Below are 26,308 nucleotides of genomic sequence, written 5' to 3' on the forward strand. Positions count from 1 at the left end.
TGAAGATGGGTTGGGTTTCTTTAAACTCCAACACCAGATCCAGCTTCTCTTGGACTGTATATTTACTTCTAGACATAAAAAAATCCCTTCATGAATATCAGATGAATTTATATTATTTCATCTGACAACCATAAAGGGATTATCGCAATCAGAGTAGTTGGCTTTTTTTAAACAATATTATTTATTTTCCGTAGCAGTTTCTTTGGCAGGTTTCCAAAGTCCGTAGATGACACCGGCAATGACGGCACCGATCAAGACTGCTAAGACATAAAGTAGTGGGTGATTTGCAAGCAATGTTACGAAGATACCACCGTGTGGGGCAGGAACGTTAACGTGCCACAATTGTGATAATCCACCACCAATTGCTGAACCGATAACACTTGAAACGATAACGTGAAGTGGATCAGCGGCAGCAAATGGAATTGCACCTTCGGTGATGAAGGAAATTCCGAGAACGTAGTTAGAAAGACCAGCTTGTCTTTCTTGTTCAGTAAATTTGTTCTTCCAGAAAGTTGTAGCAATGGCGATTGCTAGAGGTGGGATCATACCACCAACCATAACAGCGGCCATTAAAGCACCATCTTGTGTAGCTGTAAATGTACCAATGGCGAAGGTATAAGCAGCCTTGTTGAAAGGACCACCCATATCGACTGACATCATACCAGCTAATAAGGCACCAAGGATAACGGCATTACCAGTTCCCATTGATTCTAGGAAGTTCGTGATAGCATGGTTAACAATTGCGAAAACTGGGTCGACTGCGAAGTACATGATGGCACCAGTTGCTAGTAGTCCTAGTACTGGGTAAAGCAAGATAGGTTTAAGTCCATCAAGTGACTTAGGTAAGTTCTTAAGTAATTTTTTAAGACCGACAACGATCCAACCAGCAATGAAACCAGCTAGAAGACCACCGATAAATCCGGCCGGACTCTTTGAAGCAACGATGGATGCACTAGCTTGAGAAGCCATGTAACCACCAACGAAACCAGGTAGAAGAGCAGGACGATCACCAATAGATTCAGCAATGTACGCTGCTAAAACGGGGATCAAGAAACTAAATGCATAATTACCGACGTGGTTAAAGAATAAGAACCACTGTGAATTAGAACCGACAGCTGGCTCAAGTAAGAACGAAAGCGCCATTAAAATACCACCACCGACAACGAATGGAAGCATGTTAGAAATACCATTCATTAAGTCAGCGTAAATTTTTGACCAGAGCGATTTCTTTTCAGTTGATTCTTCAGCTTCAGCTGCGCCACCTTCAGAGTGGAAGATTGGAGCTTTTTGTTCAACGGCTAAGTTTATCAATTCATCAGATTTATTAATTCCATCTGTTACGGGACGGTTAACTAAATGTTTTCCGTCAAATCTTGGCATGTCGACTTTCTTGTCGGCAGCGATGATAACACCGTCAGCACGTTTGATATCGTCAGCTGTTAGTAAATGTTTAACACCTTCAGAACCGTTAGTCTCAACTTTAATGTCAACACCAAGCTTTTCAGCATGCTCTTTTAAAGCAGCTTCAGCCATGTATGTGTGGGCGATTCCGGTTGGACAAGCAGTAACGGCAACAACGAAAGGCTTCTTGTCAGCTGAATTGGCTGTCTCGGCAGCAGCTTTTGCAGCTGCTTCTTGTTTAGCCTTTTCTTTTTCCTCTTCTTCTTTTTCATTAGCTTCTTTGGCATCCATTGCATCGCTAAATAGTTTTTGAACTTCATCAGCAGAAGTAGCTTTTTTCAAGTTAGCGACTAAGTCAGGGTTGATCAACAACGATGATAAAGCAGCTAAAGCTTGGAGATGCAAGTTGTCAGCCCCGTCAGGAGCAGCAATCATGAAGAATAAGAAAGTAGGTTGGCCATCAAGAGATTGATAATCGATACCATCTTTACTCTTGGCAAATAACACAGTCGCTCTTTTAACTGCCTTGTCACGGGCGTGGGGCATAGCGATACCATCACCAATACCGGTACTTGTTTGAGCTTCACGTTTTAAGATGTCGCTCTTGTATAATTCTTTGTCATCAATGACTCCAATGTCATAATATTTACTGACCATTTCATCTATAGCTTCTTCTTTGGTAGTAGCTTTTAAATCCATGATCATAGCATCTTTTAGAAGTAATTCCTTCAGATCCATAGATTTCTCCTCCTAATTAACTTGGCTAATATTAATAGCTTGGTAAACTTCGTCAATTTTTGATTTAACAGCAATGTCTTGGCTAAAGGCGGTAGCTGATCCACAAGCTGCTCCAATATGAAAGCTTTCGATCGGGTCGTTAGTTTTCATAAATGTCCCTACAAAACCAGCAATCATGGAATCACCAGCACCAACTGAATTAATGACTGTTCCTTTAGGTGCATTAGCCTTGAATACTTTGTCCTTAGTAACTAGTAAAGCTCCGTCACCAGCCATGGACACTAATACGTGTTTGGCACCTTGGTCGAGTAACTTTCTAGCATTATCAACGATGTCTTGTTCGTTTTTAAAAGTGGTATCGAACAATTCGGCTAACTCGTGGTTATTAGGTTTCACGACTAAGGGGTGAAGTGGCAGTGTGTCAAGTAAAGCTTGGCCCGTTGTGTCGATCACGAAATCGGCCCCTTGAGCTTGGATCATTTTGGCGATGTCTAGATAAAAAGTAGTTTCGATATTTTTAGGTAAACTACCGGACATGATGACAACATCGCCGTTACCTACTTTTTTGAGTAATTTAATGAATTCAGCTTTTTCATCGGCGGTGATCTTAGGACCGGTTCCGTTGATTTCAGTCTCTTCATTTTGCTTGACGGCGTTGATCTTAACGTTGATCCGGGTGTCGTCGGAAACCTTAGTAAAATTGGTGTTTAATTGGTGTTGCTGCAAGAGATTTTCAAACATTTCTCCGGTAGCTCCACCGACGAAACCTAGAGCAGTCGAATCTAATGCTAATTCATTCAAAATCCGTGATACGTTGACACCTTTTCCACCAGGCAATTTAACATCGCTAGTAGTTCGGTTTACTTCGCCAACGGTCATTGCGTCTAATTGTAAAACGTAATCGATCGATGGGTTAGCTGTGATAGTGTAGATCAATTATTTGGCCTCCAAAACTTTGGTATATTGTTTGATTTTGTCTAAAGTCTTGCTTGGCAATTCGTTGGTGATCAAGGTAGCTTCACTCAAATTAGCAAAGCGGCTGAAACTTACTTGGCCACATTTGGAGCTATCAGCTAAAATGAACTGTTCATGCGAATTTTGCAAAGCAATTTCTTTAGTCGCTGATTCTTCTGGATCGGGGGTCGTATAGCCAGCTTTAATAGAAAAACCATTCGTTCCGATAAAAGCTTTATCGAAGTGGTAGTTGGCTAAGGCTTTGGTCATGTTAGATCCAACCAACGCTTTTGTGCTAGCCTTGAGGCGACCTCCTGGTACAAAAGTTTCAACTTGATAATCAGCTAATGTCGAGGCATTATCGACACTGTTGGTGACGACTAATAAATTAGACGCCTTTGCCAGGTATGGGATAAGGGCTTGCACGGTAGTTCCGGCATCGAGAAAAATAATTTCATTACTTTGAACTAGTTCGCCAGCAAAACGTCCAATCTGAGCTTTTTCATCTGGATGAGTTGAGATCTTTTGCGATTGAGCTGGTTCATCGTGCAAAGAAACAATGCTTTGAGCTCCGCCGTAAATCCGTAATAACTTATGGCATTCTTCTAAGTCTTGCAAGTCTCTTCGCAAGGTCGACTCTGATGCTCCAGTAAGGGGGATCAGATCTTGAAGCTTCACGATGTTGTGAAGTTGTAATTGTTGAAGAATAATTTGATGTCTTTCTTCGGTAAGCACTTACACACACCTCCTGCAATAATAATACATCAAATTCATTCAAAATCAATCATAATCTTTCAAAAACGTTCAAAAAGTTTCAAATGCTTTCACGACTTTACTAAAATGGTGGACAGGCTTTTGTGTTTTGAAGTATTATGAATAGTGTTTTTGTGCTAGAATTTAAAAATGATAATCAAATTAATAACAATAGGTAGAAAGGAGGGATCAGATGTTTGTTGATAATGTAAAAATTACCGTTCGTTCAGGTAAAGGTGGCGACGGTTCAGTCGCTTTTCGACATGAGAAATATGTTCCCCTTGGTGGACCTGCTGGTGGCGATGGAGGCCGCGGTGGTGACATCATTTTACGTGCTGATGAAGGCATGAATACTTTAATGGACTTTAGATACAAACGTATCTTTAAAGCTGATCCAGGCCAAAATGGTCAGATCAAAGGAATGTACGGACGCAAAGCTGATCCTGTTTATATCGCAGTACCAACTGGTACAGCCGTATTTGATGAAGAAACTGGTCAATTGATCGGGGACTTGGTCGATAATAAACAAGAATTAGTCGTTGCTAAAGGTGGAAAGGGTGGACGTGGAAACATCCACTTTGCCAATTCCAAGAATAGAGCACCGGAAATCGCCGAAAATGGTGAACCTGGTCAAGAAAAGATGATCCGTTTAGAGTTAAGATTGATTGCTGATGTTGGATTAGTTGGTTTTCCTTCAGTTGGAAAATCTACCTTATTATCAGTAGCAACTTCCGCTAAACCTAAAATCGCTGCTTATCACTTCACAACGTTAAACCCTAATTTAGGGATGGTTAAATTAGATAACGGAAATGACTTTGTTATTGCTGACTTACCTGGTTTGATCGAAGGAGCTTCTAACGGAGTTGGACTAGGAATCCAATTTTTACGTCACGTTGAAAGAACACGTGTTATTTTGCACTTAGTGGACATGGATCCAGAAAATGGCCGTGACCCATATACAGACTATTTAGCAATTCGTAATGAACTAGGTACTTACGATGAAAACATCTTAAGTCGTCCAGAAATTATTGTTCCAACTAAGTTGGATATTCCTGGGGCCGACGAACGATTAGCTGAATTTGAGCAAAAACTACCGGAAGGTACTGATATTTTTGCTATTTCCAGTATTCAACATACTGGTGTTAAAGCATTACTTGATCACACTAGTGAGGTATTGTCGAAGACTGAACCGATCCACTTTGACGTTCAAAGTGATGAAACAGTTGAGTACAATTACCAACCTAAGGCTGACAAGTTCAAAGTTCATCGTACAGGTGAACACGACTTTGAAGTTACCGGTGATGAAGTTGAACGTCTACTTCAAATCAGTAATTTAGATCATCAAGATGGAATTATGAGATTTGCTAGAAAACTCAAGGGTATGGGTATTGAAGAAGCATTGATCGATGCCGGTGCACAAACTGGTGATTCTGTCACAATACTTGATTTCACGTTCGAGTTTATTTAGTTATTTAGGGGTAATTATATTATGAATAAATCACCAAAAAGAAGGTTCATTGGTGGATTTGATGGGCTACGTACATTAGGTGTTATTGGCGTAATTATGTACCATTTGAACCCAACTGTCTTTTCTGGTGGGTACTTGGGTGTACCTATCTTTTTCTTAATTTCGGGATATTTGATCACTGATCATTTCTTTAACCAAGTAGATGCTGGTGAGAAATTTTCGTTGAGCAACTTTTATATAAAACGGATCCGACGCTTGTACCCGGGCTTGCTGTTCGTCTTGCTAGCTTCTGGGGCATACATTGTTTTGTTCCTGAAGAATTTGCTATACCACTTAGATCAGATCTTTGTGACGAACGTATTGAACGTCTACAACTGGTGGCAAATTTTTAATGGTCAATCTTATTTTGAAAGATTTGCTAATAATGAATCACCATTTACTCATTTATGGACATTGTCGATCGAAGGTCAATTTTACATTGTTTGGCCTTTATTATTGCTGTTGTTCATCAAGTTAGGGATGAAAAAGAGTCGGATCTTCTGGTTTGCAATGATCGTTTCGGTCATTTCTGCCATTTGGATGGCTATTTTGTATCAACCAGGTGTCGACCCAAGTCGTGTTTATTACGGAACAGATACTAGATTGTTCTCGATCCTTCTTGGCTGTGGTCTAGCTATTGTGTGGCCAGCTGAGAAACTGAAAGTCGGGGTCATGAAGAGTGACAAGTGGGTCTTGAATATTATCGGACTATTGTCGTTTGCCTTGATGGTCTTCATGATCTTCACTGTGAAAGATTCTTCTGCTTTCTTGTATCGTGGCGGAATGTTCATTTTTTCAGTTGTGACATGTATCTTTATCGCTGTCGTAGCACATCCAAGTGCTATTTGGGATAAAGTTTTGTCGAACAAATTGTTCCATTATATTGGAGCTAGAAGTTATGGACTTTACTTGTATCAATTTCCAGTAATGATCTTTTTTGAATCGAAATTCAAGAACATTGCCGATCATCCGGTACTTTACCCAGTGATCGAAGTGATCTTGATTTTCTTGATCACAGAATTTTCATACCGTTTCGTTGAAAGACCACTCGCTAAGGCTAGTTGGCAAGATGTGAAGAATTTCTTCAAGTCATCTACTGCAATTAGTAGAGTGTTGGCCATCGTGATTGCTTTGATCGTGGCTACTGGTGGTTACGGAGTAGTTAAGGCTACTTCAGCACCAAAACCAGAAGCTAACAACAGTAAGCTTGCCCAGAAGATCAATAAGAATACGAAGAACAACGAAAAGCGCAACAAAAAAGCTATCGAACATCTGAAAGAAAATAAAGATAAAGGTAGCAATGGCTCCATGACTGCCGAACAAAAGGCTAAGTATAAGAAGTTAGCTAAGACTAAGCCTGTCAATGAAGAGTTCGAAAAATACGGACTTTCTCAATTTGACCTGCAAAGATTGAAAGATTTGCAATTAACAGGTGTCGGTGATTCTGTTATGGCCGATGGACTAAATAATTTCAACCAATTATTTAGCGATAAAAATGTAGTTATTAATGCTGAAGTCAGCCGTCAACTGTCTGAGAGTGTTGATATTTTACAAGGTTATAAAGATCAAGGTGTCTTAGCTCCTAATGTCATGGTTGGTCTAGGTACTAATGGACCATTCAACGATGAACAAGTGGCTCAAGTTATGAAGTTAGTTGGACCTAAACGTCATGTGTTCTGGATCAACGTCTTTGTGCCTACAAAGCCTTGGGAAAAACCAGTTAACGAACTCTTGAAGAAGTCGCAGAAGAAGTATAAGAACCTTTCAGTCATTGATTGGAATGGTTATGCAAAGGGACATCCAGATTGGTTCTACGATGATCAAGTTCATCCTAATCCAGATGGTTCGATGTATTATTCCTCCTTTGTGGTGAAAGAGATTTTGGCCGACTTAGATAAATAATAGATAGGATTTTTGTATGGAATTAGAATTTTTAGGAACAGGTGCTGGTGTTCCTTCAAAAGGAAGAAACGTATCGAGTACCGCATTGAAATTGCTCGATGAAAGAAATGAAGTTTGGCTATTTGATGTTGGTGAAGCCACACAACACCAAATTTTACAAACGACTATCAGGCCAAGAAAGATCACAAAGATTTTTATAACTCATTTACACGGCGATCATATTTTTGGATTGCCTGGGTTATTGTCTAGTCGTGCTAATCAAGGTGGCGAAGCACCATTAGAATTATATGGACCAGTTGGCATCAAAAAGTTCGTGGAAACTTCACTCGCCGTGACCGGGACTAAGCTAGGTTATAAGATCAAGTACATCGAAATGAAAAACGGTGGCGAGATCTTCAACGACAAGACTTTTTCGGTTTATGCCGGAAAATTAGAACATCGAATAACTTGCTTTGGTTATCGAATCGTTGAAAAGCCGAAGACTGGTGAACTTTTGGTCGATAAATTAAAGCAGTACCACATTCCGAATGGACCGATTTATGGTAAGCTCAAGGCAGGGCAAGAAGTAACTTTAGAAGATGGAACTAAGTTGAATGGAGCCGATTTTATCGGACCTGATAAGCCTGGTAAAACAGTCGCAGTCATTTCTGACACTAGATACACACCGGAGATCGACAAATTGGCTGATCATGCCGATGTGATAGTTCACGAATCGACTTTTTCCGATGAAGATAAGAAAATGGCTTACAATTATTTCCACTCCACGGCTGCTCAAGCTGCCCGTGTGGCCAAGAAATGCGATGCCAAAGGTTTATTATTGACGCATATTTCTGCTCGCTACACTGGTAAGGCTGCTTTGGCTTTGCAAAATGAAGCACGCAAGATTTTCGATAATAGTCGAGTAGTAAATGACTTTGATATTTACGAAGTACCATTTCATTAAATTGAGAAAAGAGGGTTCGTCATGGTTAATTTGTTAGAGCAAACTGTTTTAGTCACTGGAGCATCTTCTGGTATTGGTAAAGACGTTGCAATTCAAGCCGCTTCTGCTGGAGCTAACTTGATCTTAGTGGCACGTAATACCGAGAAGCTAGCCGAAGTTAAACAAGCTTGTATCGCTGTCGGCAGTGAGTATTCGAATCATTTTTACTTGTCGATTGATATGAGTGATCCGAAAGCAATCGAACAAGGCGTAGAAACCATCTACGACAACTTCGAAAAAGTCGACGTTTTAGTCAATGCTGCTGGATTCGGTGATTTTTCTAATTATTTAGAAACTGATTTTTCGACAGTCGAAAAGATGTTTAGAGTCAATGTTCTAGGTTTGATGCTGATGACACGATTGGTTGCAAGCAAAATGATCGATAACGGCTCTGGTCATATTTTTAATATTGGTTCGATGGCAGGCAAGATCACCACACCTAAATCGGCGGCTTATTCAGCTACAAAGGCAGCCGTGATTGGCTTTTCTGATGGCCTTCGCTTGGAATTGAAGCCATTCAATATTTTTGTCACAACGGTTAATCCAGGACCCGTAGCAACTAACTTTTTTGATATTGCTGACCACACTGGTAGTTATATCAATTCAGTGAAACGGTTCATTATTGATCCGGAGAAACTTGCGAGTGACATCGTTTCAACTTTTAATAAGAAGAAACGAGAGATCAATCGTCCACGTTACATGGAATTAGCCAGTGTTCTTTACAAAATGGCACCAAGTGTGGGAGACTATTTAGCAGGGACGCTAGGAAATCGAAAATAGGGGATTTTAATTATGGATAAAAAAAGACAATGGAGATTTGTTATAGGTCTGATCATTGCATTGGTCGTGATCATATTTGCAATTTTAAACATCGATCCAGTAACAGTAAGTTTTGGATTCACACGTGTTAAACTACCGTTGATCTTACTGATCATCGTGACTTTACTCTTAGGAGCAGTAATAACAGTCTTGTTAGCAAATACTGGTTCCAAGAAAAAGGATGATCAAAAGTTGACTCGGTCAGCTAAGAAAGAATTATCTAATGTTAAGATTTCAAATGATAACCAAATAGCGGATGCCTTGAAAGATAATCAAACAAAAAACAAACAAAATTAGATTTTTGCTTGCCGTAACGGTATTATGATAGTATTATATTAAACGTTAGATTTGATTAAGTAATATAAAAATAAAGGAGCTTTTTAAATATGGCAGTACCAGCAAGAAAAACATCAAAACAAAAGAAGCGTCAAAGACGTGGACATATCAAGTTGAATGTTCCTAACATGCAATTTGACGTAGCATCAGGTGAATATCGTTTGAGTCACCACGTATCACCATCAGGTATGTACAAAGGCAACAAAGTTGTCGACACAAAAAATGACGCACAAGCTTAATTAATAAAAGTCGAGTCTATATGGCTTGACTTTTTTTGTATAAATAAATGGGGAATTACTATGAAAAAGATAAAATACTTTCTGATTTTACTGATTCCAATTTTCTTCATGGTGTTAAGTGGCTGCTCAAATTTGTCATTAACTACCACAAAAGACCAATATCAGGCTAGTGGCCTCGTAGCTGTTATCAAGGGGAAGGCTACCAAAGCGACCAAGTTGGTCTACACATTGAATGGCGAAAAACACAATGTTACGATGCATAGTCATGAATTTGCTTTTTCAGTACCAGCATCGGATAAGAACCAAGACATCAAGATCGTTGCTAGTGATGGCAAGAGTACGGAAACGAAAATCGTAACAGTTAAAAAGGCTCAGCCAATCGCGAATTACACTGAATTTGCTCAGATGTATAATTATTCAACACTTTTAGCAGGACAACCAACGGATCAAATTCCTTTAGTTGCCCAAAATGGTATTTTTAATTATAAGAAGAGTAGCAATACGATCTTGCATTTCAATGTCCAAAATTCTTCTTTGATAGGGATAGCCATGCAAGATTCTCTCAAGTCGTTCAAGACTAAATCAGGGATCAAGCAGTTCGCTAGTTCTCTGTACTCAATTTCCGAGCTAACGGGTGCCGATGGCAAGAAGGTCATGCAACACCTCCAAAAGCAGCTAAAAGACGCTAAGGATGGCAATAAGACCAACCTGACACCAATCAAATCAAATGGGATCATGTTTGATCTCAATTTGTCGAGCGATGCATTTTACGTTTACATCACCAAAGATTAATTAAAAAAGAGCGTGGAGGGAGATGATCAGCTGCTGAGGATCAACACAGGTGTTCGAACAGGGTGCGACGGAGTCGTGCCTCGAACAGCAGTGATGACCGGAGGCCGCTATCACCCGTAACGCGATTCAACTAAAAAATCCAGCAACTCAATCGAGTTACTGGATTTTTTCATACGGAAATAAAAAAGGCACCTAAAGAAATTACTCTTTAAGCGTCCTTTTTTTGACTATCTTTACTATTATCTTTTAACATAAGTGGAATGATTGTAAATATTACGGCAAATATGATCGAAACAATCAATGTCATTTGGAAGTTGTATGTTTGTTGGTTTAATGCTCCTCCAATGAAACCGGCAACTTGACCTAAGACGATTGCCCAAAAAATAACTGCTACATATCTCATTTTGTCCATCTCGCTTTCTATGATAGTTTAGCATAAATTAAGACTTTGCCCAATAAACTTTGGATTAATTTTGTTATAATTTTAACTGAAGGGGGCTTTATATTGCAAACACAATTACAAGTTATGAGCAGTTATAGTTTACTGCAAAGTCCCATTAAACTTACTAGTCTGGTCAAACGTGCTAAAGAACTAGGTTATTCATCGCTAGCTTTGACTGATAATAATAATTTATATGGTTCGATCGATTTTTATACGGCTTGTCAAAAAGTAGGGATCAAGCCGATCATCGGACTGACGGTCCATACTTTAGGATTGATGGATGAGACTGAAGTTTATCCATTGATCTTACTAGCCAAGACCGACGTTGGTTATCATCATTTGATCAAGATTTCTTCATTAATCATGTCCAGTGATGATCCAATCAAGTTTGAAGTTATCGCCCCGTTTCTCCATGACTTGTTTGTTATTACTCCTGGTGAGGATGCCGAGATCTTGCAACAAGATTTAGGAATCGGCTTTTTGCAAAATATCCGCCACCTTATTGATGACGGATCAATATATTTAGGGATAAATTTGTTTTCTGAACAAATCGCCTATGTTAAAAGGATCCGTGATATTGGTCAAAGTACGCAGACACCGCTAGTTTCGGTCAACGATGTGCGCTATTTGGTACCGGATGATGTTTTGTCTTATCAAGTTTTGAATCATATCCGTACTGGTGAAAAAATCGAGCTGGAGCAAAGGCAGCAAAATGGTCAAATGTATTTGCGTCCACCAGAAGAGGTCGAGTCAGAGTTTGACAATTATAACTTAGACCAACCGATCCAAAACGCTGATGAAATAGCTCAACGTTGCAATGTGAAAATTGAGTTTAAAGCCACTGAACTACCAGAGTTCCAGACACCTGAACATGTTTCTTCAGCTAGTTTTTTGAAACAGTTAGCTACCAAGGGCCTTTTGAAACGAATGCATGGACAAGTTCCTGTAGAGTATTCAAAAAGACTAGCCTACGAATTAGGTGTGATCGAAGAAATGGGCTTTTCTGATTACTTCTTGATTGTTTGGGACGTGATCAAGCATGCTCACGATGTTGACATCAAGACTGGACCCGGAAGAGGGTCAGCGGCTGGTTCTTTAGTTTCATATACTCTAGGCATCACTCAAGTGGACCCAATCAAGTATGATTTGCTGTTTGAGCGCTTTTTGAACCCACAACGGGTAAATATGCCAGATATCGATTTGGACTTGCCAGATGACCGCAGGGATGAAATGGTGCATTACATGCATGACAAATACGGTGCCGATCATATGGCTCAGATCATTACTTTTGGAACTTTGGGTGCCAAGATGGCCTTAAGAGACATCGCTCGAACTTTTGGGCAGTCAACTTTCCAAATGTCCAAGTGGTCAAATGCCATCCCTAAGCAGTTAAATGTGACCTTGTCCGATTCCTTCAATGAGTCGGAGACCTTACGCCAACTAGTTAGCGAATCAAAGGAAAATCAGGTCATCTTTGATATTGCCAAGCAGATTGAGGGTATCCCACGGCATTATTCGACTCACGCCGCTGGAATTGTTCTTAGTAAAAAGCCGATGACAGAGATTGTTGCAGTTCAGCTGGAAGACGATGGGATCAATTTAACGCAGCAAACGAAAAACAATGTCGAAAATCTGGGACTATTGAAGATGGACTTTTTAGGATTAAAGAATTTAACGATCCTCGATAAATCGATCCAAATGATCTCAGAAATGACGGGTAAAAATTTTCATCCGGAACAGATTCCATTGGATGACCCTAAGACCTTGCAGCTGTTTCAACGTGCCGATACCGATGGTGTGTTCCAGTTTGAATCTGACGGTATCAAAAGCGTTTTGAGACGATTAAAACCCACCGCTTTCAATGATATCGTGGCAACGAATGCTTTGTATCGACCGGGACCAATGCAAAACATTGATGTGTTTATCAAGCGAAAGCATGGCGAAGAGCCAGTTGAGTATCCTGATTCATCCTTGGAAGATATTTTGAAGCCGACTTATGGTGTTTTAGTTTATCAAGAGCAAGTAATGCAAGCTTCATCCAAGATGGCAGGTTTTTCTTTGGCAGATGCCGATTTACTCCGTCGAGCCATTAGTAAAAAGAATGAGAAATTGATGAACGAAAATCATCAAAAATTTGTTGAAGGTGCTGTTCGACTAGGACATGATCGGCAATCCGCCGAAAATGTTTACGATTATATAGAAACTTTTGGTAATTATGGTTTCAATAAATCTCACTCGGTTGCTTATTCGATGATAGCTTTTTGGTTGGCATATATTAAAGTGCATTTTCCAAGTGTCTTCTTTACTTGTTTGATGAATTCGAACTTAAACAATGAGACTAAGACTTCTAATTATATTCAGGCGGCTAAAGATCGTCAGATCAAGATCATGAATGTTGACATCAATTTGAGTGGTTATGAATTTCAAGTTGACGAAAAAGGCATCCGATTTGGTTTCCTCAGTATTAAAGGGATGCGTCGTGATTTTTCGCAGTCGATCGTCAATGAACGGAGTCAAAAAGGGCAATTTAGCAGTATTTTGAATTTTTTGCAGCGGATCGATACGCGATTTGTTAAAGCAGATTACATTGAGCCGCTAGTCTTTACTGGTGCCTTCGATCAATTTAATCGAAATCGCAAGGAAACGCTACTTGACGTTCGCGACTTAGTCGATAGTATTAAGTTAGCAGGGAATAGCATTTCTCTGTTTGATACGCTGGAACCGAAGAAACATGAAGTCGACGACTTTACTTTGACTGAGAAATTAAATCAGGAAAAAGAATTTTTGGGGATTTACGTTTCTGGTCACCCAGTTGAAAAAGTCCGGCAAAAATTACTCAATGTCAACACGGTCAAACTCAACCAATTGGAAAACAATATGGGACGTTCGCTCTACATGATCGGGTTGATCAAGAACATGCGGGTCATTCGCACTAAAAAAGGTCAACAAATGGCTTTTGCGACTTTAGAAGACGAGACTGGTTCAGTTTCGATCACGATTTTTCCGAAGCTATTCAATCAGATCAAGGATGATGATCTGATGAACCAGATCAAAGTGATCATCGGGACACCAAACGAAGGCAGGCGTGGTGATCTCGAAGTGATCGCAGATAAAGTCAATGACCCGAAACAGTACTTGCGGAAACTTCCCGATGAAGTTTTATATTTGAAAGTTCCTCGACAATTAGATAGTCCTCAAAAATTAACTGATCTGTATAATTTGATCGAGACTTCTCGGGGAAATGTTCCGGTGATCGTTTATCGGGAAACAAAAAAACAAGCGGTTTTATTAAAAAATAATCGCTGGATTAATTTTAATGATGAAATCCAGGCAAAATTGATCAAATTTTTGGGGCAAAAGAACGTTTTTCTTAAAAAAGGTAACTAATTTTTGTTTAAAACGTTTTCAACGCTACAAAGAATGTGAAAAAAATGTTATATTTTATAAGGTTTTGTTTTAGAATCAAATAAATTTGGAGTGTGAATAAATGAAGCGTATTGGTATATTGACCAGTGGTGGAGACGCCCCTGGCATGAACGCTGCTATTAGAGCAGTCACACGTAGAGCTCTTGATAAGGGCTTAGAAGTGTTTGGTATCAATTATGGATACGCTGGATTAGTTGCTGGAGATATTTTTCCATTAACTGCTTCAGACGTATCTGATCGTATTCAACGTGGTGGAACATTCTTGTATTCAGCAAGATATCCAGAATTCGCCCAAGAAGAAGGTCAACTTAAGGGTATCGAACAACTTAAGAAATTCGGAATTGATGCGTTAGTTGTTATCGGTGGAGACGGTTCTTACCATGGCGCCTTGCGTTTAACTGAGCACGGTTATAATGCAGTTGGTTTACCTGGAACTATCGATAATGATATTCCATATACAGACTTTACTATCGGATTCGATACAGCTGTTTCAACAGTTATCGAATCGATCGATAAGATCAGAGATACAGCTACTTCTCACGAAAGAACTTTCGTTATTGAAGTAATGGGTCGTGGTGCAGGAGATATCGCACTTTGGGCCGGTGTTGCTGGTGGTGCAGAAGAGATCGTCGTTCCTGAAAGAGAATTTGACGTTTCTGAAATCGCTGATAGAATTAAGCGTGGCCGTGAAAAAGGCAAGAAACACATGCTAGTAGTTTTAGCTGAAGGTGTTATGCATGCTGATGAGTTCATGGACAAGCTTAACCAATATGGTGATTTCCAAGCCCGTGCAACTGTGTTAGGTCACGTTCAACGTGGTGGTTCACCAACTGCCAGAGATCGTGTCTTAGCAAGTAAGATGGGAGCATTTGCTGTTGACTTGCTGGAAGAAGGCAAGGGTGGCGTTGCTATTGGTATCGAAAATAACCAATTGACTTACCATAACATGCTTGATTTATTCGACGGTAAGCACAAACCTGATCTTGATTTATATGATTTGAACAAGTCATTAAGTAGATAAAATAACTAAATATTTCATCTAATAATAATTGGAAAGAGGATTCTAATGAAAAGAACAAAAATTGTAAGTACACTTGGACCTGCTAGTAACGATGTTGAAACAATCACAAAATTGATCGAAGCTGGCGCAAACATTTTCCGTTTCAACTTCTCACATGGTGATCACGAAGAACACCTTTCACGTATGAAGATGGTTCATGAAGCAGAAAAAATCACTGGTAAGACTGTTGGTATCGTTTTAGATACTAAGGGTGCTGAAATCCGTACAACACCTCAAGAAGGCGGCAAGTTCGAAGCTAAGATCGGTGACGTTATCCGTATTTCAATGGATGATACACTTACAGGTAACCCTGAAAAGATCGCTGTTACTTACCCAGGACTATACGATGATACACATGTTGGTGGTCACGTATTGATCGATGATGGTCTTGTTGACTTGAAGATCACAGAAAAAGATGACGAACACCGTGAATTAGTTACAGTTGTTCAAAACGAAGGTAAGATCGGTTCAAGAAAGGGTGTTAATGCACCTGGTGTTGAAATCCGCCTACCAGGTATCACAGAAAAAGATGCTTCAGATATTCGTTTTGGTTGTGACAACGGAATCAACTTTATTTCAGCTTCATTCGTACGTAAAGCCCAAGACGTTCTTGACATTCGTGAAATTCTTGAAGAAAAACATTGTGAATATGTTCAAATCTTCCCTAAGATCGAATCACAAGAAGGTATCGACAACATTGATTCAATCATGCAAGTTTCAGATGGTTTGATGATTGCTCGTGGTGACATGGGTGTTGAAATTCCATTTGAAAACGTACCATTCGTACAAAAAGACTTGATCAAGAAGTGTAACGCTTTAGGTAAGCCAGTTATCACTGCTACACAAATGCTTGACTCAATGCAAGAAAACCCACGTCCTACACGTGCCGAAGTTACTGACGTTGCTAACTCTGTTCTTGATGGTACAGATGCAACTATGCTTTCTGGTGAAAGTGCTAACGGTGACTACCCAGTTGAAGCTGTTGCAGCAATGGCAAACATTGACGAACGTACAGAAAAACAATTGGATGAAAAGAACCAATTAGCTATCCAACGTTTCGAAGAATACAAAGGTTCAAACGTTACAGAATCAATCGGTGAATCAGTTGTTAGAACTGCTGAAGAATTAAACATCGGCACAATCGTTACAGCAACTGCTTCAGGTTATACTGCACGTATGATCTCAAAATACCGTCCAAGTGCTGATATCTTAGCTATCACATTTGACGAAAAGACACAACGTGGATTGACAGTTAACTGGGGTGTAGATCCTATCGTTACTGAAAAACCACAAAGTACTGATGAAATGTTCGAATTAGCAGCAAACAAAGCTCAAGAACTAGGATTTGCTAAAGAAGGCGAATTGATCCTTATCGTTGCTGGTGTTCCAGTTGGTGAAAGTGGTGCCACAAACGTTATGAAGGTTCAATTGATCGGTTCACAACTAGTTAAAGGCCAAGGTGTTGGTGAAGAATCAGTTATCGGTAAAGCCGTAATTGCTCACTCAGCAAACGAAGCTAACAAGAAGGTTGAAGAAGGCGACATTCTTGTAACAGAAACAACAGACAAAGATTACTTACCAGCTCTTGAAAAAGCTAGTGCCGTAGTTGTTGAAAACGGTGGTCTAACTTCACACGCAGCTGTAGTTGGTATCGCAATGGGTCTACCTGTAGTTGTTGGCGCAACTGACGCTACAAAGGCAATCTCAGACAACGAAACAATCACAGTTGATTCAAGACGTGGTGTTGTATACAAGGGTGCTTCACGCTCACTTTAATACAAAATAATTGATCATTACAAAAAGAGGCTGACGAGCCTCTTTTTTTTATGCTTTTTTAGAAAATTGTTTTCGCATTTCAATACAATTTGAGTTATCATTTTTTGAGAGAAGAGGGTAATGGATATTGCATTGCCAACAATTTGAGGTGTAATTTTGTCAAACAAAGACGTATTAGTATTTGAAATCGAACAAGCAAAAGGTAAGCCAGAAAACATTAAGCACTCCGATGGCTACTGTCCTTTTTGTGATACCGATAATCTAGTGAATATCATCGATCAACGAAAAGACATGATCTGGCTAGATAATAAATTTAGAACTTTAAAAGACACTTACCAAACTGTCTTAATAGAATCAAGCGACCACAACGGTGACATTGCCACATATAACCAAGCTAAGAATCGTGAAGTTTTCGAGTATATTTATGAATGCTGGAACAAAATGTTAAAATGCGGGAAATATACCAGTGTTCTAATGTACAAAAATGTCGGTCCGCTTTCGGGAGGAAGCCTAAGACATCCACACTTCCAGATCATTGGACTAGAAAAAGTCACGGATACAAACACGTAGAGGCAGAAAACTTCACAGGTATGGAAGTATACAAGGACAGTAAAATTGAATTAAATATCTCCAAAAAACCGATCATGGGATTTGTAGAATTTAACATCATAATTACCGATGCAAAAAACATCGACAAATTAGCAGACATGGTTCAGACGACAGTTCAATATGTATTAGAAGATTTTTACGGAGGAAAGTTCGACTCCTACAACATTTTCTTCTACAAAGAATATTCAAAAATAATCTGCAAAGTAGTTCCAAGATACGTCGTATCTCCATACTTCGTAGGTTATCGGCTATCGCAAAGAGATGGTGACAAACAAGTCAGTGGAATCAGAGACGTTTTGAAGAAGAGATTAGAAGAAAAAGAAGTAATAGACAACTAAAACATCAATACGAAAAACAAGTCGCTAATTAAGTTTAGCGGCTTATTTTTGTACGATGAAAGTATGAAAATGAAATTTAGTAAATTGTAAGAAAGAAATTAAAATCATATCTAAAATATTAATTTGCAAATGATGTAAGATCCAAAAATAAATGCAAATACAACCGTATTGGTTCATAGAAAAATAATCACATCTGACGAAAAATGCGATAGAACGAAAGAGAAAAAAACAGCAATCAGGTTTTTTGATAGCTATTAAATAATAAAAAAGAGGGGATCATTTAATCAATTTTTGCCACCATAATAAAAAACTCCAATCCATAACAGATTGGAGTCAAATATATATAAAACTATCGATGTATTCTAAAAATTAAAAACGAAAAATTATTTGCCTGGTTCATAGTCTTTGTCAATGATCAAAACAGGCTTGATAGTCTTACCACTAACAGATTCAGCATCAGCCTCATTGATATCATCAAAATCAAAGAATTTCTCAGTCAAATCGAATGGGAACATACCCATTTGATAGAACTTGATCAAACGAGGGATATCAATTTGAGGAATTGAGTCACCCATGTTAACACCAACGACTTTTTTATCGTCGACACAAAGGTCGTTCCAAGTACTCAAATCGATGTTGTGTGGTGTAACAGCAATAGTAGCTGAAGTACCACCCTGTGTTAGGGCAGTGATCGAGTCCATCATAACTTTTGAAACACCTGTTGTATCAACAGCCCAATCAACACCTAAGCCACCAGTGATTTTCTTGATAGCTTCAACGGCATCTTCCTTTGAACTATTAACAACGTCAGTAGCACCTAACTTCTTAGCTAATTCAAGACGTGATTCAACGATATCAACGGCGATAACGTTAACACATCCTGAGATCTTACCAGCCATCATAGCTGCAAGTCCAACGGCACCAGTACCGAAGACGGCAATTGTGTCACCTGGTTTTGGTTGAAGGGTATTGAAGACTGTACCACTACCTGTAACGTATCCACAGCCAAGAGGTCCGAGTTTTCTAAGATCAAGATCTTTAGGAACTTTAACAGCATTTCTTTGGTTGATTACTGTATGTGTAGTAAATGATGATTGGTTGAACATGTCACTAACGTGATGGCCATTTTCTGTAAAGTGATCTGATCCATCGGGACGTGTACCACTCAAGTTTGATGCTGCATAATTACGACATTGTGTTGGTTTACCTTTTAGACAGTTATCACATTCACCACATGAGTAAAATGACATGATAATGTGGTCGCCAGGTTCGAAGTTTTTAACGTTCTTACCAACTTTTTCAACAATACCTGAACCTTCATGTCCTAAGATAACAGGGAAACTGAAGGCTGCGTCACCTTTTCTTAAAGCTTCATCAGAATGGCAAATACCTGAGGCAACTAGTTTAACTTGTAAACCGTCGTCTTGGATATCTGCTAATTCAACGTCATCTTTGATAACGAATGGATCGTTAACTTTGTCAACAACTGCTGCTTTGATTTTCATAATAAAATTCCACCTCAAATTAAAATTAATATGGTATCGCTTTCTTCAGCTGTTAATTATTTCACGTTTATTCAGAAAATGCAAACCCATTTTCGCTATTTTCTTTCATCACCAGGCATCATTAAGTAGTAGGATTTATATTTTTTATAAAAACTAGTTTTATTTTTCATGCCGATTTCGTAAATAATTTCAGAAATTGGCATTGATGTAGTAGTGATCAATGTGTGAGCCTTGATCAAACGTTGATTCATGACTAGGGTACTGAATGACTTGCCGGATACCTTTTTGATGAAGTTACTGAGGTAGTTTTTGTTGTAGCCGTATTTCTTGGCCAAAGTTTCTAAGTTTATCGTTCGAAAATCGGTGGAAATGTCTTTTAATATTTGGATCATCAATAACTGCTTGGAATCCTTTTTATTGATAGGAACGTGATAATGGCGAACTAATTTGGTTAGTAGTATCGATAAATAAGATTGGATGATAGAATCCGAGAATTCTCGCTTAGAGTAGTACTCATTGATAATATCTTCCATCGTGTTTTTAATATCATGATCGATATTATTCGGGAAAAGGATATATGGTAAAGTGTTACCTTCACCTGAGACACGATTAATTAAGAATTCATATAAGACTGAATTTGACCGGCGCATATTGTCCAATAAATTGATATTGATCGACTGATCTCGAAACAATAAATTTATCAATAGGTCATTTTCGTTTAGCTTTTTGATTGAATGAGTACAGCCAACATCGATCAGCAAAAGGTCACCTTTGTTCATATGAACTGGTTTTCCATTAACGACTTGGTCACAGCTGCCACTGAGCATGTAGTTCATCTCTAAGAACTGGTGCGAGTGTTCTGGATAGTCGGCAAAGCGGTCATGCTTACTGATATAGACTTCACGATTACGAAAGAAATAATTGTTTAAGACCTTAACTCTTTTGGTCGATTTTCCTTTACTAATAGCTTTGTTAGGCAGGTCATCGATATGGTGACCTGTTTTTAATTGCTCATTTTCAATTAATTCGTGTTGCTTCAAACGTCCGATGATTCGTGAATCCATGAACATTCCTCCTGTAAATTTGTTACTCAAAAACTGTTCAACTGACATTGTACCACTCCGGTGAAAGCGGTTATATTAGATTTGCAATTTGGTGATAGCGCTTTCTTCAAAAATAAGAAATTAGGGGTGTACTTATGAGTGATTCAAAAAAAGGGTCATTGAAATCAACGTTTACAGTTTCATTGACTAATTTCTTGGATTCTGGCTGTATCGTTGCTGGTGCCAGTGGATTAACACTTTGGACTAGCGAATTAGGTCTCAGCAGTTTTCAAGTCGGTCTCTTAGGAGCTTTGAGTGCTAACGCATTCGGTGCTGCTATCGGTGCTTTGTTTGGTGGTCATCTATCAGACAAATATGGACGTAAGATCATTTATACATATGACATGTTAGTTTACATGTTGGGAGCATTGATCGTCATGTTCTCAATGAATTTCCCAATGTTGCTATTAGGATTTACCGTAACTGGTGTTGCCGTTGGTGCTGGTGTTCCAGCTTCTTGGACATACATTTCAGAAACTTCTGGAAGTAATGACCGGGCCAAAAATATCGGTATTTCACAGTTTGCTTGGTCGATGGGACCTGCCATTATCTTTATTTTAGGTGTTGTCCTTTCGCCACTTGGTTTGTTAGGTAACAGAATCTTATTTGGAATTTTGTTTGTCATTGCATTTATCGCTTGGAGCTTACAAAGAAAGCTTCACGAATCAGAAGAGTGGGAAGAGCAAAAAGCTAAGGAGAAACTTACTGGTGAAAAACCACATCCTTACAAAGACTTGTTCTCAAGCAAAGTCAGTGTCAAATCACTCTTGTTCTTAGTTGGTGTTTACATGTTCTGGAACTTGGTTGCCGGAGCAATGGGCTTCTTTATGCCTTACGTATACGAAACAGCAGGTGGCTTAACAAATATGCAAGCTAACTTGTTGCAAGCTATTCTTTGGATCTTCACAGCCTTAGCAACATACTTTGGTTTCGCCAAATACGGTGACAAAGCAAATCACAGAATCTTTTATTTCGTTGGTGCCGCAATGGGTGCTGCCTCATGGATCATCTTGACATTTACCGGAATGGGTTGGTCAAGTCTTTGGTTCTTCGTAATCCTTTGGGGTGTTTCAGCCGGGATCGGTGCACAAGCTTGGTACGCATTATGGGCTACCGAGTTGTTCCCAACTAAATATCGTGCTGGATCACAAGGTGTTATGTTCTTCCTTGTTCGTGCTTCAGCCGGTGTTTGGTCAATTATCTTCCCAACCATTCTTTCGACAATGGGTTTCAAGACAGCCGGAATGTTCATGATCGGATTACTCTTAGTTTCATTAGTCATCGGTACAATTTGGACTCCACAAACACGTGGCAAGTCATTGGATGAGATCACCGAAGAAAGATATGGCAAGGAATCAGTCGAAAAAACAACAACTACTTCATCAATGAGTAGTTCAACACAGGAAAAGAGGGTCTAATCAATGGCAAAAGCATATGTAGCTGTCGACATTGGTGCTTCTAGTGGACGTTTAATGTTAGGTACCATTAAGGATCACAAATTAGAACTTCAAGAAATGCATCGATTCAAAAATGGTTTTTCCAAGGAAAATGGTCACGATAGATGGGCCATTGATTCCATCCTCGATGAAATCTTCAAAGGATTGGAAAAAATCAAACATGCTGGTTATGACGACGTAACTTTAGGGATCGATACTTGGGCAGTTGATTATGTTCTAGTTGGTATGGATGGTGAAAAGATTCAAAATCCAATTAGCTATCGTGATGCTAGAACTAAGAATGCCATGCAAGAATTAACTTCTGATCTACCAAAGAGTTATATCTACAAGAAAACTGGTATCCAATTTTTAAACTTCAACACGTTGTATCAATTGTATGAAGAAAGTAAAGATGATCTTGAAAAAACTGACAAGATCATGATGATTCCTGATTACATTGGTTATGTTTTAACAGGCAATGCTGTGACTGAAGTAACCAATGCTTCCACAACTCAAATGTTGAACTTACGTGAAGGATTGTTCGATAAGAACTTATTGAATAAGGTCAATGTCTCACAAGATCAATTCCCACGTTTGGTCGAATCAGGAACTATCTTAGGAAATATCCGTCACAAGTGGCATACACTTTATGATCTTCCAGAAACACAAGTAATTACCGTTGCTACTCACGATACAGCATCTGCTGTTCTCGGGACTCCAGGTGAAGGTGAGAACTGGGCCTTCCTAAGTTCAGGAACTTGGTCATTACTGGGAACAGAATTAAATGTCCCTGAAAACGGAGAATTAGCCTTTAAAGGCAATTACACCAATGAATGGGGTGCATACGGAACTTATCGTTTCTTGAAGAACATCATGGGGCTTTGGATGGTTCAATGTCTCAAGCATGAATTAAACGACGAATATAGTTTCGCTGATTTAGCAAAATTAGCTGGAGAGGTCACACCTTTCCAACAATTTATCAATGTTAATGATGACAGATTTACTAATCCTGACAGCATGGTCGACGAGATTCAAACTTATTGTCGTCAATCTGGACAAAAAGTTCCCGAAACTACTGGTGAATTAGCCATGGCAATTTATTCCAACTTAGCTTTGTACTATGCCAATGAGATCCAAGAACTTAATAAGATTTTAGACTGCAAGTTAGAAGCATTAAACATTGTCGGTGGTGGATCAAATGTTAAATTGATGAATCAATTGACTGCTACATTAGCTGACATTGATGTTTATGCTGGACCTAGTGAAGCTACTGCCATCGGTAACTTGATCGTTCAAATGATCACGATGAACGATGTCAATAATATTGCTGAAGGTCGTAAGTTGATCAGAGATTCGTTTGGATTAAAAACATTCCATCCAGAAACCAATAAATATGGCGATGTATTAAAACGCTATCAAGAATTTCTTAATAATGGTGAAAGGGAAACGGTCAAATGAAAAGATTAGGTCAAATCATGTATTTACACAAAGATGCATATGAAGAATATGCCAAGCGCCACAACAATCTTTTCCCAGAAATGAGAAAAGCCTTGAAAGAAGCTGGCGCACACAACTATTCGATTTTTTTGAACAAAGAAAATGGTGAGTTGTTCGCATATTTGGAAGTAGATAACATCGAAAAATATAACGATATCGCAAAAACCGATGCTGCCAAGAAATGGTGGGCATACATGGAGCCTTTGATGGATACAAACCCTGATAAAAGTCCCGTTACAGTCGATTTAGACGAAGTATTTCACTTAGATTAAAAATGGAGGAGAGTTACAAATGACAAAATCAGAAAATGTTGAAAAGGCTTATCAAGTTGCCAAAGAACGTTATGCCGAACTTGGTGTCGACACAGATAAAGTATTGAAAGACTTGAAGAAAGTTAAACTTTCAGTTCATTGCTGGCAAGGCGATGATATTCATGGATTCTTATTCCCTAACCAAGAATTAACAGGTGGTATTGGTGTTAGTGGTAACTATCCAGGAATCGCAAGAACACCAGATGAATTATCAGGTGACTTGAGTGAAGCATTATCATTGATTCCTGGTGATCACAAAGTTCAATTACACGCTATTTACGCCGTAACTGATAAGAAGAAGGATCTAGACGAACTAGAACCATCAGACTTCAGTTACTGGGTAGACTGGGCTAAAAAAGAAGGCGTTGGCTTGGATATGAACGGAACATTCTTCTCACATCCAATGGTCAAAGACAACTTTACATTAGCTAGTCCTGACAAAGGTGTCCGTGATTTCTGGATCCAACATGGTAAGATCAGTCGTGAAATTGCCAACTACTTTGGTAAAGAATTAGGTCAACAATCAGTTAACAACTTCTGGATCCCAGATGGCTTCAAGGATAATCCTATCGACAAAGCTACTCCTCGTGAACGCTTGATCGACTCATTGGATCAAATCATCGAAAAGAAATACGATGAAAAGAATACTATCGAAGCCTTTGAAGGTAAGTTGTTTGGTACAGGAATCGAATCATACACAGTTGGTTCACACTTGTTCTACAACAACTACGCCATCAGCAGAAACAAGTTATGGACAATTGACGCTGGACACTGGCACCCAACAGAAGATGTTTCTGATAAGTTCTCAGCCTTCTTACCATTTGGTAAAGGCTTGATGCTACACGTATCACGTCCTGTACGTTGGGATTCTGACCACGTAGTTATCTTTGATGAAGCATTAGTACGTATTGCTCGTTCATTAGTTCGTGATAACGAATTAAGCAAGACCAACATCGGACTTGACTTCTTCGATGCTACTATCAACCGTGTTGCAGCTTGGGTCGTTGGAGCTCGTGCTACACAAAAGGCTATCTTGCAAGCCATGCTTGAACCAATCGATCAATTGAAGAAAGCAGAATTAAACTTCGACTTCACAACAAGATTGGCTGAAACTGAAGAACTTAAGTCATATCCATTCGGTGCCGTTTGGGATGAATTCTGTCTCCAAAATAACGTACCCGTTGGAACAGACTGGTTGAACAATATTCACCAATATGAAAAAGATGTTCAATTCAAACGTGATACAAACTTAGTAACAGACTAAAAATAATTTATGCTAAAAAATAATTGGGAAAGTTTAGAAGGGAAGCTATTATATTATGAAATTTATTGATTCAAAATTTGTTGAAAAGATGTCTGAAACAACAAACGAGTTGTACAAACACGGATGGGACGAGAGAAACGGAGGAAATGTCAGTCTTCGTTTAACTCAAGAAGAAGTAGATCAATTCGATGACTTAGGTAAGACTATTAGAAATATTCCAATCGATTTTGATGCATCCCCTCTAGCTGGACAATATTATTTAGTAACAGGAACTGGACGTTATTTCAAGAACGTTCACAATTATCCAGAACGTGATGCTGGATTAGTACGGATCACTGATGAAGGTAATTCAGTAGATCTACTTTGGGGCTTCAATGATGGTGGACAACCAACTAGTGAATTCCCATCACACTTGATGACACACATTCAAAGACAAAAGATCGATTCTAATCAACGTGTTGTAATGCACTGCCACCCAACTAATTTGATTGCCTTATCATTTACACATGAACTCGATGAAGCATCGATCAGTCGTTTATTGTGGAAGATGCAAGCTGAATCACTTGTAGTCTTCCCAGAAGGTGTTGGTATCATCCCTTACATGACTCCAGGAACAAATGATATCGGTCAAGCAACAGCCGATAAAATGAGTGAATATCGTGTAGTTATGTGGCCACATCACGGAATCTTCGCCTGTGGTGATAGCATGGATGAAGTTTATGGCTTGATCGAAACTGTCGAAAAAGCTTGCCAGATCTACACAACTATTAAGAGTCAAGGCGGCAACATTGAACAAAGTATCACTGACGATGATTTGAGAGATCTCGCTAAGTCATTTGGCGTAACTCCTAATCCTGATTTCCTGTCGATGGATGCTGTTAAAAACTAAGTATTATCCCTTATTGAGACAACCCAGAATTTGTTCTGGGTTGTTTTTTTTGATGGTTGTTCCCGGTTCTGGGGGGTTCCGGGAATTGCGACCGTGGAACGCCATGGACGCCACTTTGAACCAATCGAGGAGACCACTCGATTGGTTCAAAGCTGGGTCTTTCACTAGGCAATAAATTGCCAAGTGAAATTTCATGGCTGACGGTCGAATTCCCTCCACCCCCCAGAAC

The 26,308-nt window shown here is 39.1% G+C and carries 23 protein-coding genes; 17 read left to right on the plus strand and 6 right to left on the minus strand.

What is annotated here, in order from left to right; genetic code table 11:
* Positions 1-177: 177 nt before the first annotated feature.
* The 3 genes from EKM69_RS04510 to EKM69_RS04520 are packed head-to-tail and all read right to left on the minus strand — an operon-like array spanning position 178 to position 3,828.
* On the minus strand, positions 178-2,139 hold the full coding sequence (locus EKM69_RS04510) for a PTS fructose transporter subunit IIABC (RefSeq protein ID WP_125708565.1): 1,962 nt from the start codon (positions 2,137-2,139) through the stop codon (positions 178-180).
* Between the two features lie 12 nt (positions 2,140-2,151).
* Positions 2,152-3,075 carry a 1-phosphofructokinase gene (gene pfkB, locus EKM69_RS04515; RefSeq protein WP_125708567.1) on the minus strand — a complete coding sequence of 308 codons (924 nt, stop codon included), beginning with the start codon at positions 3,073-3,075 and terminating at the stop codon, positions 2,152-2,154.
* Entirely contained in the window at positions 3,076-3,828 is a 753-nt protein-coding gene (locus EKM69_RS04520) for a DeoR/GlpR family DNA-binding transcription regulator (protein WP_125708569.1), read from the minus strand. It abuts the gene before it with no gap.
* A gap of 211 nt (positions 3,829-4,039) precedes the next feature.
* Between EKM69_RS04520 and obgE the strand changes: the two genes are divergently transcribed.
* The 7 genes from obgE to EKM69_RS04555 all read left to right on the plus strand — a co-directional run bounded on the left by obgE (position 4,040) and on the right by EKM69_RS04555 (position 10,423).
* On the plus strand, positions 4,040-5,314 hold the full coding sequence (gene obgE / locus EKM69_RS04525) for a GTPase ObgE (RefSeq protein WP_125708571.1): 1,275 nt from the start codon (positions 4,040-4,042) through the stop codon (positions 5,312-5,314).
* A gap of 21 nt (positions 5,315-5,335) precedes the next feature.
* A complete protein-coding gene (locus tag EKM69_RS04530; protein WP_125708574.1) occupies positions 5,336-7,255 on the plus strand; it encodes an acyltransferase family protein in 1,920 nt (639 codons plus the stop codon).
* 16 nt (positions 7,256-7,271) lie between these two features.
* Complete coding sequence (gene rnz / locus EKM69_RS04535) at positions 7,272-8,198, plus strand: ribonuclease Z (RefSeq protein ID WP_125708576.1); 927 nt, start codon at positions 7,272-7,274, stop codon at positions 8,196-8,198.
* 21 nt (positions 8,199-8,219) lie between these two features.
* On the plus strand, positions 8,220-9,017 hold the full coding sequence (locus EKM69_RS04540; protein ID WP_125708578.1) for an SDR family NAD(P)-dependent oxidoreductase: 798 nt from the start codon (positions 8,220-8,222) through the stop codon (positions 9,015-9,017).
* Between the two features lie 12 nt (positions 9,018-9,029).
* A complete protein-coding gene (locus EKM69_RS04545) occupies positions 9,030-9,353 on the plus strand; it encodes a lipopolysaccharide assembly protein LapA domain-containing protein (RefSeq protein WP_164505847.1) in 324 nt (107 codons plus the stop codon).
* A gap of 89 nt (positions 9,354-9,442) precedes the next feature.
* Entirely contained in the window at positions 9,443-9,631 is a 189-nt protein-coding gene (gene rpmF / locus EKM69_RS04550; protein ID WP_125708582.1) for a 50S ribosomal protein L32, read from the plus strand.
* A 60-nt stretch (positions 9,632-9,691) separates the two neighbouring features.
* Positions 9,692-10,423 (plus strand): hypothetical protein, encoded by a 732-nt coding sequence (locus EKM69_RS04555; protein ID WP_125708584.1) that lies wholly within the window; start codon positions 9,692-9,694, stop codon positions 10,421-10,423.
* 208 nt (positions 10,424-10,631) lie between these two features.
* Here EKM69_RS04555 and EKM69_RS04560 read toward each other — a convergent pair whose 3' ends face one another.
* A complete protein-coding gene (locus EKM69_RS04560) occupies positions 10,632-10,826 on the minus strand; it encodes a YjzD family protein (RefSeq protein WP_125708586.1) in 195 nt (64 codons plus the stop codon).
* 102 nt (positions 10,827-10,928) lie between these two features.
* Here EKM69_RS04560 and dnaE point away from each other — a divergent pair, with 102 nt between their 5' ends.
* The 5 genes from dnaE (at position 10,929) to EKM69_RS12675 (ending at position 18,074) form a co-directional block, all read left to right on the plus strand.
* Positions 10,929-14,252 carry a DNA polymerase III subunit alpha gene (gene dnaE / locus EKM69_RS04565; RefSeq protein WP_125708588.1) on the plus strand — a complete coding sequence of 1,108 codons (3,324 nt, stop codon included), beginning with the start codon at positions 10,929-10,931 and terminating at the stop codon, positions 14,250-14,252.
* Between the two features lie 100 nt (positions 14,253-14,352).
* Positions 14,353-15,312, plus strand: a complete 960-nt coding sequence (gene pfkA, locus EKM69_RS04570; protein ID WP_125708590.1) for a 6-phosphofructokinase — start codon at positions 14,353-14,355, stop codon at positions 15,310-15,312.
* Between the two features lie 45 nt (positions 15,313-15,357).
* Positions 15,358-17,127: a pyruvate kinase gene (pyk, locus tag EKM69_RS04575; RefSeq protein ID WP_125708592.1), complete on the plus strand. Its 1,770-nt coding sequence runs from the start codon at positions 15,358-15,360 to the stop codon at positions 17,125-17,127.
* A gap of 156 nt (positions 17,128-17,283) precedes the next feature.
* Entirely contained in the window at positions 17,284-17,697 is a 414-nt protein-coding gene (locus EKM69_RS12670) for a DUF4931 domain-containing protein (RefSeq protein WP_404825396.1), read from the plus strand.
* Positions 17,698-17,717: 20 nt separating this feature from the next.
* The gene (locus EKM69_RS12675) at positions 17,718-18,074 is read left to right on the plus strand and encodes a DUF4931 family protein (RefSeq protein WP_404825397.1); all 357 of its coding nucleotides are present in this window, start codon (positions 17,718-17,720) and stop codon (positions 18,072-18,074) included.
* Positions 18,075-18,457: 383 nt separating this feature from the next.
* On the opposite strand, the gene EKM69_RS04585 is transcribed toward EKM69_RS12675, so the two are convergent.
* Positions 18,458-19,579, minus strand: a complete 1,122-nt coding sequence (locus EKM69_RS04585) for an NAD(P)-dependent alcohol dehydrogenase (protein WP_125708594.1) — start codon at positions 19,577-19,579, stop codon at positions 18,458-18,460.
* 95 nt (positions 19,580-19,674) lie between these two features.
* A complete protein-coding gene (locus EKM69_RS04590; protein WP_125708596.1) occupies positions 19,675-20,643 on the minus strand; it encodes an AraC family transcriptional regulator in 969 nt (322 codons plus the stop codon).
* A gap of 134 nt (positions 20,644-20,777) precedes the next feature.
* Here EKM69_RS04590 and EKM69_RS04595 point away from each other — a divergent pair, with 134 nt between their 5' ends.
* From EKM69_RS04595 to rhaD, 5 genes are read left to right on the plus strand one after another with little or no spacing between them, the layout of a single operon-like run.
* A complete protein-coding gene (locus EKM69_RS04595) occupies positions 20,778-22,100 on the plus strand; it encodes an MFS transporter (protein ID WP_125708598.1) in 1,323 nt (440 codons plus the stop codon).
* A gap of 3 nt (positions 22,101-22,103) precedes the next feature.
* Positions 22,104-23,576 carry a rhamnulokinase gene (gene rhaB, locus EKM69_RS04600; protein WP_125708600.1) on the plus strand — a complete coding sequence of 491 codons (1,473 nt, stop codon included), beginning with the start codon at positions 22,104-22,106 and terminating at the stop codon, positions 23,574-23,576.
* A complete protein-coding gene (gene rhaM / locus EKM69_RS04605; protein WP_125708602.1) occupies positions 23,573-23,887 on the plus strand; it encodes an L-rhamnose mutarotase in 315 nt (104 codons plus the stop codon). Before rhaB ends, rhaM begins: the two co-directional genes overlap by 4 nt.
* 19 nt (positions 23,888-23,906) lie before the next feature.
* The gene (locus tag EKM69_RS04610) at positions 23,907-25,190 is read left to right on the plus strand and encodes an L-rhamnose isomerase (RefSeq protein ID WP_125708604.1); all 1,284 of its coding nucleotides are present in this window, start codon (positions 23,907-23,909) and stop codon (positions 25,188-25,190) included.
* A 55-nt stretch (positions 25,191-25,245) separates the two neighbouring features.
* Positions 25,246-26,079: a rhamnulose-1-phosphate aldolase gene (rhaD, locus tag EKM69_RS04615; protein WP_125708606.1), complete on the plus strand. Its 834-nt coding sequence runs from the start codon at positions 25,246-25,248 to the stop codon at positions 26,077-26,079.
* The last annotated feature ends 229 nt before the right edge of the window (positions 26,080-26,308 follow it).

The organism is Companilactobacillus zhongbaensis, assembly GCF_003946515.1.
Lineage (GTDB): Bacteria > Bacillota > Bacilli > Lactobacillales > Lactobacillaceae > Companilactobacillus > Companilactobacillus zhongbaensis.